Origin of the sequence: Pleomorphomonas sp. NRK KF1 (assembly GCF_023721755.1) — a bacterium.
Lineage (GTDB): Bacteria > Pseudomonadota > Alphaproteobacteria > Rhizobiales > Pleomorphomonadaceae > Pleomorphomonas.
Window position 1 is genome coordinate 311,060 of record NZ_JAMDLH010000002.1, and the last position, 13,625, is coordinate 324,684.

Consider the following 13,625-nt stretch of genomic DNA (forward strand, 5'->3'; position numbering starts at 1 on the left):
ATCACCGCATCTCCGTCGATTTCGTCTCCTCGATGTAGGCTTCCTCGACCTCGGTCAACTCGATGCTGTCATAGCCGGTGACCATCGTCCTGACGTAATGGAGCGGCGTCTTGCCGGTTGTCGTCATGTAGACATGCACGACGACGAAGGCCCCCATGGCGAAGGCCGCGGCGGTATGCAGCAACGCAACGGCCCAGATCCCGGTCCCCGACCAAGCGTAATGGCTCCAGGAGTTGTAGAGAAGATAGGCGATACCGGTCGACCACAGGGCGGGGCCGATCAGGGTCATGAAGGTCATGTAGGCCAGCGACTGCAGGGCATTCTGCTTGCGTTGCAGGGATTTCTTGTAGGGGTGCGGCTCGCCGAAGAGAATGCCCCAGGCGTAGAAGCGGATGACCCTGAACACTCCCTTCTTGAAGAGATACTGGCGCCATTGTCCGGTGGTGAAGTTCCAGAAGGTCGTGAATACCCAGAGCGCAATCAGCAACAGGGCCGCGTTCGTGTGGATCTTGACCGCCAGACCGAACGGAACAAGGTCGTGAGTGCCATGAATGGCAAGACCGGTGAAGAACAGGGTGAAGACTAGGACTGCCTGCGACCAGTGCCAGAAGCGCTCGTAACGCGTGTAGATCATCACCTCGCGTTTGTGGCTCATGACCGGTGTCCTCTGCTGAGGATGATCCTCAGGGCGCCGTGGACGACCACGCCGAAGAGCGCGCCGAACAGGGCGAGATAGCCGACAATGTCGAGCAGTCGCGAGCCGTCGCGGCCGGGCATGTAGAAGCCACCGAGCCCGGCGAGACGCCCCTCGGGATCGCGGGTGTGGCAGTCCGAACAGGGGACGGCCTTTTCCTTGGGGGCGACCATGTGGGTGATCGGCCAGTACATGCGCGTCTCGATGAAGCCGATCTTGCCGCTCCATGGCAACCCAGCGTAGTTCATGCCGAAGGCGATCGCCTTGGGATAGTCGAAGTTGGTCCAGAAGGCGCTGTCGTCCTTGCCGAAGACATGATTGACGACCAGCGTGTTGAGTTCCGGATCGTAGGGCTGCTTGCCCTTCATCTCCTTGAACGGCCAGATGCGCGACTTGCCGTCCGTCGGACTGCCGCCGATGCGATTGAGCGTCAGGATGTCGTCCTTGATCTTGTCATCGAGCTTGTCGGTGACGGCCGTCTGCTCGATCTCGCCGTTGTACCAAAGATAGGTCGGCCGGACGTTCTCGCCATAGGCAAAGTCGCCCTTCTCGGCCGAGTAGACGAGGTGGCCATGCTCGTCCTTGATGTAGACGGGCTTGCCGTCGGCATCCTTGCGGCCAGCCGTCGACCAGTCCCACAACGTCTTGGTGGCGACGCCGCCGCGCGCGAATTCGGAAATATGGCAGCTCTGGCAAGCGACGCGGTCGGTATGGTCGTTGATCTTGGCCTCGGCGTGCGGAGCCGTGCCATGACAGGATTCGCAGGTCGCGCGATTGTGGTCGTCGTGCGGCAGGTCGAGACCATGGGGGTCGACCGCCGTGGTCATGTAGCGCGAGCCGGAGGGGATGTGGGCGTTGAAGGTGTGGCAGGTCGAACAGGCCATGTTGGCGCCATCGGCAGCCATGTGCACGTCGAGATCGCGCGGCGGGTCGGTCAGCGAACTGTCGAGGTCGCCATGCTTGACGCCATCGCCGCCGCCGCCATTGAAATGGCATGCGCCGCAATTCTCCCGCTGCGACGGGCCGACGCTCATGGCCGCCTTGGCGAGATCCGGCGGCTCGACCGTGACGCCGCCGATGACACGCGGCGAGTAAAGCGGATGGCCGGCATCCGTCGCGGTCTTTTTGTAGGTACCGGACCCGTCATGGCAGGCCAGACAATCGACCGTCGCGCCATTCTCTTCCGGGGTCTTGCGCAGGTCGGTCCAGCCGTAGCCGGCGTGACAGGAAGTGCAGCGCGGCTCGTTGGAGATCGGCGAGCCGCAGAAGCTGTTCATGATCCGGGGCTTGCCGAGTCGCTGGCCGGTAAACGAGTTCGTCCCGTCCCAGGTCCAGTGGATCGATTTCTTCACCTCGCCGGCCGCTTCGGTGTGGCAGGTCGAGCAAGCCTTGGTGACGTCCTCGGCCGTGGCGAACGGCCCCTTAAGGACGTCGAACCGCGAGTGATCGGCGGTGCCTGCCACGGCGGCGGCGATTGCCGAACTGGCAACGAGGAACGCGACAACCCGCAGAACCGTTCTTGGGGACATGACATTCCCGCCGCATCTCACCGCCGCAAACACGGCGACAACTCCATGCGCGACAGCATGGCGAGCCGCATCCGATCCGTCATTGACAATTGTTGTCCGGCGATCGGAATGAGCGGCGTCAGGCGGCCGCTACCTCGCTCAGGAACCGCTCGATTTCCTCCTTGAGGCTGGAGCTGCTGCGCAGCGCCTCGGTCGTGGCGGCCAGCACCGATGTTGCCGCGCCGTTGGTTGCGTTGACCGATTGTTCCAGGCGGCCGATGCTGTCGACCATGGAGTCGGTCTTGGTGGCGACCGTCTGGATGTTGGAGCTGATTTCCGCGGTGGCGGCGCTCTGCTCGGTCACCGCCGAGGCGATGGCCTCGGTATACTGGTTGGCCTCGCCCATGGTCGTTGCGATCGCCGAAATGGCGTCGACAGCCTCGCCGGTCGACATCTGGATCGCCTGAACGTGAGCCGCAATCTCCTCGGTGGCCTTGGAGGTCTGGTCGGCGAGCAGTTTCACTTCGGCCGCGACCACGGCGAAGCCCTTGCCGGCCTCACCGGCCCGAGCCGCCTCGATGGTGGCGTTGAGGGCGAGAAGGTTGGTCTGGGCGGCGATGGTCTGGATGAGGGTGATGACCTGGCCGATCTTGTTGGCCGCCTCGGCCAGCGAGGCGATCTGACTGTTGCTGCGCTCGGTATCATGCGTCGCCCGAGTGACGATCTCGGTGGCTCGCAGGGCCTGGGCACCGATCTCGTCGATGGAGGACGACAGTTCCTCCGAGCTACTGGCCACCGATGCGACGCCGCCGGAGGTCTGGCGCGAAGCTTCAATCGCCGATTCCGCCTGCTCCAGGCTGGCGCCTGCGATCTGTTCCATGGAGTGCGCGGCTTCGAGAAGAGTGGCGTGCTCACGGTCCATTCCCGCCAGAAGACTGCCGGCAATGCCGTGGAAGGCTCCTATCAGCTGGTCGACGCGCTGCTGGCGCAACAGCTTTTCCTCGCTCTCCGCCTGTTGCTGCGACTTCAGCTTCTCCTGTTCGATGCGGTTGTCCCGGAACACCACCAACGCCCGGAGAATGCCGCCGATTTCATCGGACCGATCGGCGTTGCGGACTTCGAAATCGGTCTCGCCGCCGGCAAGACGGGCGATGTGCTGGGTGGCACAGCGCAGGGGGCGCAGCAGGCCCTGATTGACGTAAACGAGGGCACCGCCGGCGATCGCCAACAGCAGCAGGCCGATTGCCAGGCCGACATTGCGCGCCTTGTCGGCGATTGCCTGATACATGCTGCGGTCGACGGCGATGATGGCCGTCGCGATAGGCTTGCCGGAATAGTCGGGCACCGTGGTCTGGGACAGGAAATAGCGACCATCCGTAGAGTCGATACCGCCCGACTTCGTCTCGGCCAGAACGGCTTCCGGATCCATTCCATCCGGAAGTTGGTTTCCGATCACACCTTTCTTGCCGTCCTTGCCCTCTTTCAGGAGAATGATGGCGAGGGGGTAGCCGGTCTTGCGCGAGAAGTCGCTGACGAACAGTTCTTCGAAGCCAAGGCCGAACTCCACCGATCCCACATGCTTGCCGTCACTGAACACCGGAACGACGCCACGAATGCCGATACCGCCGACACCGCCTTCCAGACCAACAGCCGGCTCGAGGGTGGTGTTCGTCTCGACGACCGTCTTGCGGAAGGAGGAGAGATCGTCATCGAACTTGGCAGGCTGATGGACGCGAAAGAAGGCGGTGGCCGGCGCCAGATGAAACTGGAACTGCTGGATGCCGTATTGCTTCTTGAGCTCGGCGAACTCCGGAACGAACTGAGCGGCCAGTCCATCGCGATTCCGGGTCGCCAACATGGCCTGAACGTTGGTTTGCCCGGCAACGACCTTGGCAAGAAGCAACGCCTGCCGGCTGTGAGCCTCGATCTCGGCCTGGAGCTGGAACTGTGCGTTCTTCACCTCACGGTCGAGCGCGACCGCTGTCAGATCCCCGGACATCCAGCGTGCACCAAGCACGATGGAAAGGGCGCCCAGAAGCGCCAAAGACAGGATTGTCGTCAGAAGGCGCGCGCGAATACTGGTCATGGTGGCCCCCATTTGTCGCCGGACGCTCTGTTCGCGCATAACGCGAAGAGTGAAAAATAACTTACAGGAAGTTTATTATATGCATTACGCAGTCATGATCCGCATCAAGCAGGCATCAGACCCGCATCAAGCAAGCACTGTTTTTCCGGAAACGAGCGATCCGCACGAGCCTTCGAACACTGACGAACTAATATGCTTTCGCTTGTTAAATTTCACTTAAGTCTATGTCCCGGTTTATTTGTTGTATTACCGGGTAATGTTATTTCACTGCTTCGCATACCATTTGACGGGCATTTCAGCTCAAAGTGCTTTGTGAGGGGCATAGCAACGAGTTGGCTGACGTTGCGAAAGTCCCTACTCGACGTCGCATTGTCAGGACAGGCGAGTGGCTGCCGTCTGGCCAGCATCAATGCGCAACGTTCAATACCCAGTCTCGGCCATCGCAATCTGCCCCGCCACTTGTCGCCAAACCGAGCGGATGTCTGCGGCCGATGCCGTGTCGTCCTCCACAGCTGTACGGGCGTGCATCTGAGCCTGCGTGACTCCCCGATCGTAGCGGACGCGACCGGCGAAATGCCCGCCCACGGTCCGGACGCGCCGTTCGACGGCGACGCTCTTTTCCGCATCTATGTCCCACTTGTTGACGCAGACCGAGGTCGGCACCTCGAAATGCTTGGTGAGCGCGAGGATGCGATCAAGGTCGTGCAAGCCGGACATCGTCGGCTCGATGACGATCAGGGCATGCGAACAACCGGTAAGCGCTGCCATGGTCGGACAGGCGAGCCCGGGGGGGCCGTCGATCAGCACAAGCTGGCAGTTCTCTTCTTCCGCCAGTCGACGCGCCTGCTGGCGAACCCAGGAGACGAGCTTGCCGGAATTGTCCGAGCCGGGGGTGAGACGGGCATGCGCCATGGCGCCACACCGTGTCCGCGAGACCATGACCGATCCGGCCACCCGGTCGTTGAAGCCGATCGCGCCGGTCGGGCATATGAAAGCGCAAACACCGCACCCCTCGCAGCCGAGCGGATCGACCGTGGCGGTGCCGTGGGGGCCACCCATGCTCATGGAGTCGAAACGGCAGGCGGCGGCACACCGTCCGCAGCCACAACAGGCTGTGGTCTCGACATGCGCCTCCCTGCCGGCCCGGAAGGTCTCGCGACGCTCGGCTTTGGGAGCGAGGACCAAGTGAAGATTGGCGGCGTCGACATCACAGTCCGCCAGCACGACGGGTTGCGCGAGAGAGGCAAAGCAGGCGGTCAGGCTGGTTTTGCCGGTCCCACCCTTGCCCGAAAGAACGACCAGCTCCTTCATGCCGTCACCCTCTCCAGGCAGGCTTCCAGGATCGAACGAAACAGCGGGCGGTAGCCCGGAAGAGCGTCGACGATCAGCCGACCGGCGGCATACGCCTCAGCTATTCTTCGGTCTTCGGGGATCTCGCCCAGAACCTCGATCGCTTCGTGGTGACAGTAGTCGTGGATCAGGCTCTCGGATCTCACGGCGCGATTGATGACGACACCGAACTCCACGTTCATCTGGCGAAGGACCTCCACTGTCAGGCGAAGGTCGGACAGGCCGAACGGTGTCGGCTCGGTGACCAGCAGCACATAGTCGGCGCCGCGAAGGGTGGCGACCAGTGGGCAGGAGGTTCCCGGCGGCGCATCGTAGATGACGAAGTCTCCTGTGGCAGCCGCTTTGGCTGCCTTGATCACCGGCACCGGCGACGACACGCCGATCTCCAGGCACCCCTCCACCAGGATGCAAAGGTCGGCGTCGATCCGCCTGACCTCGCCGAGGGGGCGGGTCACCTCGCTGATGGCGCGAGAACGGCACACGAGGCGACAGCCCCCGCAGCCATGGCAAAGATCGGGGAAAAACAACGGCGGCCCGCCGAAGGAAATCAGGGCGTTGAAGCTGCAGAACTCGACGCAGGCCCGACAACCGGAGCAGCGGTTCTCGTCGATGACGGGAACCCTTATTGAAACCGTCTCGGTGGCGGCGACATCGCCCTTCAGGAAGATGTGGGCGTTGGGCTCCTCCACGTCGCAGTCGACCAACGTGGCGGAACGGCCGGCGATGACCGCCAGATTGACCGCCAGCGTGGTCTTCCCGGTACCACCCTTGCCCGAAGCAATGGCGATCTTCATGCCGATGTCGCTTCGCGGAGGTTTCCCTGCCGCAGATCTTCGAGCGCATCGGCGAAGGTCGTGCTGTCGGTGGAATAGACCTTGACCCCTGCCCGATGAAGGGCGTGCAGGGCCTTGACGCCGCATTCTCCCGTCACCAGTGCAACGGCGCCGAGTGCGACGATGCTCTCCGCCGCCTTGAGGCCGGCGCCCATGGCGGCGTCGACGGCGGTGTTCGCAACAAGCTGCCTTTCGTCCGTCTCGCTGTTGTAGACCAGGAACGTCTCGGCGCGCCCGAACCGACGGTCCGTGAGACCGTCTCGGCCGTCGCCTTGCATGGTGAACACGATCTTCATGGTGACGCTCCCGCCTATGGCTTCCGTCCGAACAGCGCGCAAAAACTGTCGCCATTCGGATTAATTATGAGAATACACCCATAATAGGAGTTGACCTGCAGGCGCACAATCGGGTTATGCACATACATTCATAATAGAGGGCGTCGAAATGTTTGAAGTTACGAGCACCCCCTCGCCGGGCGAGGCACAACCGGACACCCCTCCCGTCGTCGAACCTTACGCAAGAACGAGACAAGCTCATGCCGCCTGCACGGTTTGCGGCATCGGCGGACCAGGCTCTCCCACTTTTGGGCTTCGCTTCACGCCCGACCAAGAGGGTGGCGTTCAGGCGACATTCAGGACTGCAGGCCGTTACCAAGGTTACGAGGGAATCTTGCACGGCGGCGTGATTTCAACGCTTCTCGATGCAGCGATGGTTCACTGCCTGTTCGCTCGGGGTGTGACGGCCGTGACCGCCGAGATGACGGTGCGCTTCCTGCGCGAGGTACCGGTGGATTGTGACGTGAGCGTCCGTGCGAAGCTTATCGATGAGCGCCATGGCATCTTCCAACTAGCCGCCAGTCTCTCACAGGCGGGAAAGCGGCTTGCGGTGGCAAAGGGCAAGTTTTGCCGCACCGCTCGGTAAGCTACCGGAGAACCGGCGCCGGCTGGATGGCGCCTCCCTGCCTCACTTGCCGAGAAGCCGATGGTCCGGCCAGGGTCGACCAAATGAGAACAGGGCTTTCCCGATCTTGTTCGCGACGTTTTGGGAGAATACCCATAACCAGAGGCGCCATGCTCAACATGGAAGCGTGGCGTCGTGCGTATCGCTGGACAGATCCGTCGAGTGCCACGAGACAGCTCCCGTAGAAGTGCGGATCGAGACGTTATCCGTATATAATGCTTATATAAGAACCTACGAATTTAAGAAGCAAGGAGTCGGGCATGAAGATCATCATCATCGGCGGCGTGGCTGGCGGCGCAACGGCGGCGGCTCGCCTTCGCCGCTGCGACGAGCAGGCCGAGATCATCCTCGTCGAGCGCGGGCCATACATCAGCTTTGCCAACTGCGGCCTCCCCTACCACATCTCCGGTGCGATCGCCGAACGCGGCAAGCTGTTGGTCACCACCGAGCAGATGTTCGAGGCGCGCTACAACGTCGACGTTCGCTCTCGTACCGAGGCGTTGTCGATCGACCGCACCAACAAGACCGTGACGCTGCGCAACCTCGACAGCGGGGAAGACACGATCGAAAGCTACGACCGGCTACTGCTGTCGCCGGGCGCCGAAGTGCTGAAGCCACCGATCCCCGGCATCGGCTCTCCGCGCATCTTCACGCTGCGCAACGTACCCGACCTCGACCGCATCATGACGGCGATGGCAGACAGCAAGCCACGCCGAGCCGTTGTGATCGGCGGCGGCTTCATCGGCCTTGAAGTGGCCGAAAACTTTCATGATAGAGGGCTCTTCACAACGGTGGTCGAGGGGGCTTCACACATCTTGCCGCCGTTCGACGACGAGATGGCGGCCATCGCTCACGCGCACATGCGCGAGAAGTCGGTCGAACTCTATCTTGGCGACAAGGTGTCGCACTTCGAGGATCGAGCCGACCACACCATCGTCTTCCTCGCCTCCGGCAAACGCATCCAGGCCGACATCATCATCCTGTCCATCGGCGTTCGGCCGGAAGTGAAGCTCGCCCGCGACGCTGGCCTCGCGCTCGGCAACATTGGCGGCATCAAGGTGGATGAGCACTTGCAGACCTCCGACCCGTCGATCTTCGCCGTCGGTGACGCCGTCGAAGTCGTCAACAGGGTTTCCGGCAAACTGGCACTCGTGCCGCTCGCCGGTCCGGCCAACCGGCAGGCCCGTATCGTGGCCGACAACATGCTGGCAACCGACCCCGCCGCCTACAAAACCTATCGCGGCGCCATGGGGACAGCCATTCTCAAGGTGTTCGACCTGGCCGCCGCCTGCACGGGCCTCAACGAAGCCACTGCCAAGGCGCTGGGCATTCCTCATCGCGCCAGCATCACCCATTCCGGTTCGCATGCCTCCTACTACCCTGGCAGCCAGCAAATCAGCCTGAAGCTGATCTATGGACTGGACGGGCGCGTTCTCGGGGCGCAGGCCATCGGCATCGATGGAGCGGACAAGCGGATCGACGTGATCGCCACGGCCATCAAGGCCGGCATGACCGTCGAGGATCTTGCCGACCTCGAACTTGCCTACGCCCCGCCCTTCGGCTCCGCGAAGGATCCGGTGAACGTGGCCGGTTATGTGGCCAGCAACGTCCTCGACGGCAGCCATGACATCATCAGCTGGACCGAACTGAGGGATATCCTTCACGATGCGCCCGACACGATCGATCTGATCGATGTCCGGACGCCGGAGGAATACGCGATCGCCAGCCTGCCCGGCGCTCGCAACATCGAACTCAACCGGCTTAGGCAGCGGCTCGATGAGATAGACCGCAACAAGCCTCTGGTCATTTTCTGCCAGGTCGGCCTTCGCGGCTACGTCGCCTACAGGATCCTGAAGCAGTCCGGGTTCAAGGACGTGCGCAATCTGACCGGCGGCTTCAAGACCTACGCCTGGGCGACGGAGAAGCAGGCCAACCCCGACCTCTTCGACTACGAGAACATCCGGCTGCTCGATGCCAGCGAGATCGAGAGCCGGCGCAACGGTTGAGATGTGACCGATACCCAGAACAGTTTGGCGGCGGCCCACGCCGACGCCAAACGCCCAAAAACACCGTTACGTCAGCGCCAGGGGGTGGAACTAGACCTTGACGCCGAGGAAGCGGACGATGGCGCCCATGCCGACATGGCCACGCCCCTCGTCGAGTTCGACCTCACCTTCAAACGCATGGACGGCACGGATGTCCGGCCCGAAGTCCTCGGTGAGAAGCGCGAGGTCGAACAGCATGTTCGGGTCCTTCGGTCCGCCGCTCGACCGGCCGAGCTGATCGCGGTGGAAGGCCTCGAGAATGACCAGACCGCCGGGCTTGAGGGCACTTGCCAGATTGCGGTGGGCGGCGCGGCGAACGGCGGGCGGCATGTGGACGTAGATCAACACCACCGCGTCGGCAATTGCCCGCTCGGGCGCATATGTCGAGAGATCGACGACGGCCGTTTCGATGGGAACGCCGCGTTCTTCGGCCAGCGCCCTCGCCTTGGCAAGGCCGACCGAAGAGGCGTCCAGCGCCAGGACGCGATGTCCCTGGCCAGCCAGCCACACACCATTTCGCCCCTCGCCATCACCGGCGGCGATGACACGCGAAGCTTTCGGAAGGCGCCCCGCCATCTCGACGAGAAAACTATTGGGCTCCGTGCCATAACGGTAGCCCGGCTTTGAGAATTCATCGTCCCATGATGGCATTCAGGCTGTCCTTGCGTATCGTCGACAATCAACCTCGGCATGCCGTCCTCCACGACGGCTGTCCGTCTTCAGACCAAGGGCATGCTCGATCACGGGATACTCCGATACGGCAAGAAAGGCCACGTCTCCACCTCGCCCTCCGGGACCGAATCCAAGCCTGACACGTCGCGACAAGCGAAGCATCATCCCTGGGACGCCCATGGGACGCACAGTCCTTGAGGAAAAGGAAGGATCCGTGGCCGATCGTCATCTCCGCAAGTGATAACCGCTCAGTCCCACTCACGTTCAGTAGAGTACTTTACCGACCTTGGTCATGTTGAAGCGGTGCGTAATGACTCCTCCCGCGACAAGGTCGAGATCCTTCTCGGACAACTCTTCTCTATTTGAAAGCTTTGCCAACCCAGCCGCGAGTTCTTCCTCGGAGAAATTGAACCCCTCACGAGCGCCCAGGGCAACGACCGCGGCCGGTCCCTCCTGCATCGCCGCCGTGGCCTCTGCCTCCAGCGCTTCGCTCGCCCGAACCTTGTCGTAAAACTGCTCCAACGCTTCAATGCTCATGATGTATCGCTCCGTTTGAAAACTCTCCCCCTCCTCATCCACGGAGGGGGCCAACTTGAGCCCGGACTTCACGGCGAGCGCAGGCTCACCGAAAACGCCCTCTCAGTGGCAGGACGCAACTCCGCAGGCAGAGCCGTTTCGCTTCTGCTGGAGTGGCTCTGGCGTACGAGGCGAAGGTCGTGACAGACGCGTCGGCTCCCCGCTGCCAGAAAACATGTCTCAGAACCGCCGCTTCCCGGTGGATCAACCGGAAGACGCCGGTCTTGTCTTGATGTGATTTTTCTCGGCAGAATGCTCGGAGCTGGTGCGCCCGCCACCGGCGACGAGATCGAGATCCGCGTCCGAAAGCTCGCCGTCCGTCAGGCTCGATCGATGAGACAAGGCGGCCGACAGCTCTTCTTCAGTGAACTCAAACCCCCTCAACATCCCCAAGACGACGAGAGCCTCCGGCCCATCTTCAAGGGCGTTTGCCGCAAGTTCCTCAAGTTCCGCGTCAGCGCGAACTCTTTCGTAGAACCTCATAAGAGAATCTATACTCATGTAATTCTCCGCCCTCTTGTTTAGATTTGAATGTGCCGCCGACATGGACAACAATGTTTGAGTTGAAGAGACTGTCAGTTCGCAATTAATCAACCTGCAGGTTCCGAGACGTCTTTCGCGCGCAAGCCGACCTCAGAACGACGGCAAACAACGGCTTGCACCGAAGATCGTTTCGACACGTTCGGCGATCGGTGCAAAGCGGCGCAGAGTCAGGGCCACCATGCGCGGGCGACTGTCGTAGCTGGTGTAGTAGACCGCGACGGAGTCCCGACCAAGCAGCGCCATCTGCTTCGAGTAGCAATGGTAGTAGGCCGCGACCATGACCCCTCCCTCTCGATAGGCGGGATCGAGATAGGCTTCCAGATAGCGGACCGTCGGCACGTCGGCGTCCCCTTCGACAAGGGGACGGTGGGATTCAGTTGCGAGCAACCAACCGACGAGCTGGCCATCGCGGCGAACAGCGATGCTGTAGTCGAACGCCAGTTTCTCTGGCTGGCGGATCGGCCCCAACATGTCCGCGGCTTCCGGATCCGAGAGATATCGCTCGACTGCCTCGATGTCGGCGGCACTCAGCTCCAGAGGAGCGAAAGCGTACGACCGAGGCAGGGCGAGGCGGCCGGCTATGCTAGGCCAGGTACCAACCTCGTCGACCATCTTTCCAACGCGGCCAACCACGACAACGCCACTGGCGCGAGGACTTGTCCATCCGCCACTTGCCAACAAGCCTTCCAAAGCCATCCGACCCGACATGGATGCGTTGTAGCTCGCCCGGCATTCGGCAGCCCCGCGCTCGTGTGCTTCCGTCTGCCAGGCCTCAAGGAGACGTCTTCCAAGCCTCCGCCTGCGTAACGCCGGGGCAACGGCGATCGAGAGCAGCTCGGCCTGTGTGCTTCCAGACGGAAGCGTGCCGACTGCAAGCCCGACCGGACGCGCACCGACAATGACACCAACCGCGATGACATCGTCCCGTAGCGGCGCAAGCAAGCGGCCGATCTGTCCGAAAGTAAACGAGGAGAAAAGCCCCGCATGGCCCCTGAGCACCGGGAAAGAAGCTCTCGGTTGCATCGCCGCATGGTCGGTTGGCGCCTGTGGCCCGGCGCGCAATCGTGTCTGTGTCTCCGCGAGCATGCCGTAGCTTCTCCGTCCTGTCTCGCAGGCTATGTGGCTTTACTCAGTCAGGAAATAAAGCGGGGCACGTGCTCTTGGGACAATATCGGCGGAGTTTGGGATAGGATGCCGGCAGAGGAGCAGAAACTCGCCGCTCAGGCTTTGGCGTGCAGTTTGTCGAGCCAGGCCTGCATCCAGTTGCTCTCATGAGAACCGATATCGGTCTTCAGACGAATGCCGTCCCGGGCGTTCCGGATCGCTTCGCTCGGGCGAAGGCCATAGTATTGCTGGAACGCGCGGGAGAACGCGTTTTCGCTGGCAAATCCGGTCGCATAGGCGAGTTTTGCGACCGACCCTCGCGACGTCCCGATCGAAGCGAGCTTCAGCATGGCGAGTTTCAAACGCCTCTCGCGGATGTAGTCGGCGATGCCGCCAAGCGGTTCGAACAGGCGGTAGAGAGCCGAGCGCGACAAGGCGAACTGCCGCATGATCATTTCCGTCGAAAGAGACGGGTTGGTCAGATTGCGCTCGATAAAGACCTGGATCGTTTGAAGGCTAGCATCCATGAGCGTACCGCGTTCGGCGGCCACCGCGGCCGAGAGACCGCTCGACACGAGCACGGACGCGACATCGGCCGCCAGCTTTCCATCCGGGCCGGCAAGCTGCGGCGCAAGCTTGGCCATCGTCATCATATGTTCGCCCAATAGGGTGCCAAGCGTGGAGGAGCCATCCAACCGCGCGCCGTGAAGCTCGTCTATGACCCGCGGCATCAGCCGGATCATCGCGCGCGGCAGGATCAGGCTGATGATATCCATGTCCGTGGTCTGGCTGCGCATCGGCCGGCTCAGATCGAAACAGACGATGTCCCCAGCAACGCCCCTCGCGAGCCCTCCATCGGCGTTATAGGCGCACTGACCGTTGACATAGTACTGTATCAGCAGGTGATCGACGCCGGTCGCCGCCACCAGTTCGCTCGAACGATGAAAGCGCTGGGCGACCGCCGACGACTTGCCGATCAGGAAATGTCCGAGATTGTAACTTGCAAGGTCGGCCCTGAAGCCGTCGAGCCCGTCCGTTGCCGGTACCGCGTCGAACAGGCTGGATACGCCAATCCGCCACCGCTCGTAGTTTTCTTCAGGACTCAAGTCCGACGAACGGATCAGCTGGTATTCAATCTGGCTATCGGTCACCTGGATCGCTCTCTACAGGTATTCGTTTTCTTCACGCGGCCAATCGGAACTGAGCCAAAGCGTCAAGGAATGCGAGTAACGGGCGGTTCAAGATAAAATACGT

Annotated in this window: 13 protein-coding genes; 2 read left to right on the plus strand and 11 right to left on the minus strand. The window is 62.0% G+C overall.

Features of this window, described 5'->3' with window-relative positions:
- Nucleotide 1: 1 nt before the first annotated feature.
- From M4J39_RS06825 to M4J39_RS06850, 6 genes are all read right to left on the minus strand, one after another.
- Nucleotides 2–655 carry a cytochrome b/b6 domain-containing protein gene (locus M4J39_RS06825; protein ID WP_251727074.1) on the minus strand — a complete coding sequence of 218 codons (654 nt, stop codon included), beginning with the start codon at nucleotides 653–655 and terminating at the stop codon, nucleotides 2–4.
- The gene (locus M4J39_RS06830; protein ID WP_251727075.1) at nucleotides 652–2,223 is read right to left on the minus strand and encodes a tetrathionate reductase family octaheme c-type cytochrome; all 1,572 of its coding nucleotides are present in this window, start codon (nucleotides 2,221–2,223) and stop codon (nucleotides 652–654) included. The genes M4J39_RS06825 and M4J39_RS06830 overlap by 4 nt, the downstream gene beginning before the upstream one ends.
- Nucleotides 2,224–2,341: 118 nt before the next feature.
- Nucleotides 2,342–4,288 (minus strand): methyl-accepting chemotaxis protein, encoded by a 1,947-nt coding sequence (locus tag M4J39_RS06835; protein ID WP_251727076.1) that lies wholly within the window; start codon nucleotides 4,286–4,288, stop codon nucleotides 2,342–2,344.
- Nucleotides 4,289–4,708: 420 nt separating this feature from the next.
- Nucleotides 4,709–5,599 (minus strand): ATP-binding protein, encoded by an 891-nt coding sequence (locus M4J39_RS06840; RefSeq protein WP_251727077.1) that lies wholly within the window; start codon nucleotides 5,597–5,599, stop codon nucleotides 4,709–4,711.
- Nucleotides 5,596–6,432 carry a P-loop NTPase gene (locus tag M4J39_RS06845; RefSeq protein ID WP_251727078.1) on the minus strand — a complete coding sequence of 279 codons (837 nt, stop codon included), beginning with the start codon at nucleotides 6,430–6,432 and terminating at the stop codon, nucleotides 5,596–5,598. Before M4J39_RS06845 ends, M4J39_RS06840 begins: the two co-directional genes overlap by 4 nt.
- Nucleotides 6,429–6,767: a NifB/NifX family molybdenum-iron cluster-binding protein gene (locus tag M4J39_RS06850; protein ID WP_251727079.1), complete on the minus strand. Its 339-nt coding sequence runs from the start codon at nucleotides 6,765–6,767 to the stop codon at nucleotides 6,429–6,431. The genes M4J39_RS06845 and M4J39_RS06850 overlap by 4 nt, the downstream gene beginning before the upstream one ends.
- A 373-nt stretch (nucleotides 6,768–7,140) precedes the next feature.
- On the opposite strand from M4J39_RS06850, the gene M4J39_RS06855 reads away from it, so the two are divergent.
- Both M4J39_RS06855 and M4J39_RS06860 read left to right on the plus strand, forming a co-directional pair.
- Entirely contained in the window at nucleotides 7,141–7,392 is a 252-nt protein-coding gene (locus M4J39_RS06855; RefSeq protein ID WP_251727080.1) for a PaaI family thioesterase, read from the plus strand.
- Between the two features lie 299 nt (nucleotides 7,393–7,691).
- Nucleotides 7,692–9,437, plus strand: a complete 1,746-nt coding sequence (locus M4J39_RS06860) for an FAD-dependent oxidoreductase (RefSeq protein ID WP_251727081.1) — start codon at nucleotides 7,692–7,694, stop codon at nucleotides 9,435–9,437.
- A 90-nt stretch (nucleotides 9,438–9,527) separates the two neighbouring features.
- On the opposite strand, the gene M4J39_RS06865 is transcribed toward M4J39_RS06860, so the two are convergent.
- The 5 genes from M4J39_RS06865 to M4J39_RS06885 form a co-directional block, all read right to left on the minus strand.
- Nucleotides 9,528–10,127 carry a class I SAM-dependent methyltransferase gene (locus M4J39_RS06865; protein WP_251727082.1) on the minus strand — a complete coding sequence of 200 codons (600 nt, stop codon included), beginning with the start codon at nucleotides 10,125–10,127 and terminating at the stop codon, nucleotides 9,528–9,530.
- Nucleotides 10,128–10,412: 285 nt separating this feature from the next.
- Complete coding sequence (locus M4J39_RS06870) at nucleotides 10,413–10,685, minus strand: Nif11-like leader peptide family RiPP precursor (RefSeq protein ID WP_251727083.1); 273 nt, start codon at nucleotides 10,683–10,685, stop codon at nucleotides 10,413–10,415.
- 243 nt (nucleotides 10,686–10,928) lie between these two features.
- Nucleotides 10,929–11,225: a Nif11-like leader peptide family RiPP precursor gene (locus M4J39_RS06875; protein WP_251727084.1), complete on the minus strand. Its 297-nt coding sequence runs from the start codon at nucleotides 11,223–11,225 to the stop codon at nucleotides 10,929–10,931.
- Nucleotides 11,226–11,357: 132 nt separating this feature from the next.
- Complete coding sequence (locus tag M4J39_RS06880; RefSeq protein WP_251727085.1) at nucleotides 11,358–12,353, minus strand: GNAT family N-acetyltransferase; 996 nt, start codon at nucleotides 12,351–12,353, stop codon at nucleotides 11,358–11,360.
- A 134-nt stretch (nucleotides 12,354–12,487) separates the two neighbouring features.
- Entirely contained in the window at nucleotides 12,488–13,522 is a 1,035-nt protein-coding gene (locus M4J39_RS06885) for a helix-turn-helix domain-containing protein (RefSeq protein WP_251727086.1), read from the minus strand.
- Nucleotides 13,523–13,625 lie beyond the last annotated feature (103 nt).

Bases quoted from the DNA above. Each gene is read 5' to 3' on its own strand.
- M4J39_RS06825 (WP_251727074.1), bottom strand. From the start codon at position 655: ATGAGCCACAAACGCGAGGTGATGATCTACACGCGTTACGAGCGCTTC.
- M4J39_RS06830 (WP_251727075.1), bottom strand. From the start codon at position 2,223: ATGTCCCCAAGAACGGTTCTGCGGGTTGTCGCGTTCCTCGTTGCCAGT.
- M4J39_RS06835 (WP_251727076.1), bottom strand. From the start codon at position 4,288: ATGACCAGTATTCGCGCGCGCCTTCTGACGACAATCCTGTCTTTGGCG.
- M4J39_RS06840 (WP_251727077.1), bottom strand. From the start codon at position 5,599: ATGAAGGAGCTGGTCGTTCTTTCGGGCAAGGGTGGGACCGGCAAAACC.
- M4J39_RS06845 (WP_251727078.1), bottom strand. From the start codon at position 6,432: ATGAAGATCGCCATTGCTTCGGGCAAGGGTGGTACCGGGAAGACCACG.
- M4J39_RS06850 (WP_251727079.1), bottom strand. From the start codon at position 6,767: ATGAAGATCGTGTTCACCATGCAAGGCGACGGCCGAGACGGTCTCACG.
- M4J39_RS06860 (WP_251727081.1), top strand. From the start codon at position 7,692: ATGAAGATCATCATCATCGGCGGCGTGGCTGGCGGCGCAACGGCGGCG.
- M4J39_RS06865 (WP_251727082.1), bottom strand. From the start codon at position 10,127: ATGCCATCATGGGACGATGAATTCTCAAAGCCGGGCTACCGTTATGGC.
- M4J39_RS06870 (WP_251727083.1), bottom strand. From the start codon at position 10,685: ATGAGCATTGAAGCGTTGGAGCAGTTTTACGACAAGGTTCGGGCGAGC.
- M4J39_RS06875 (WP_251727084.1), bottom strand. From the start codon at position 11,225: ATGAGTATAGATTCTCTTATGAGGTTCTACGAAAGAGTTCGCGCTGAC.
- M4J39_RS06880 (WP_251727085.1), bottom strand. From the start codon at position 12,353: ATGCTCGCGGAGACACAGACACGATTGCGCGCCGGGCCACAGGCGCCA.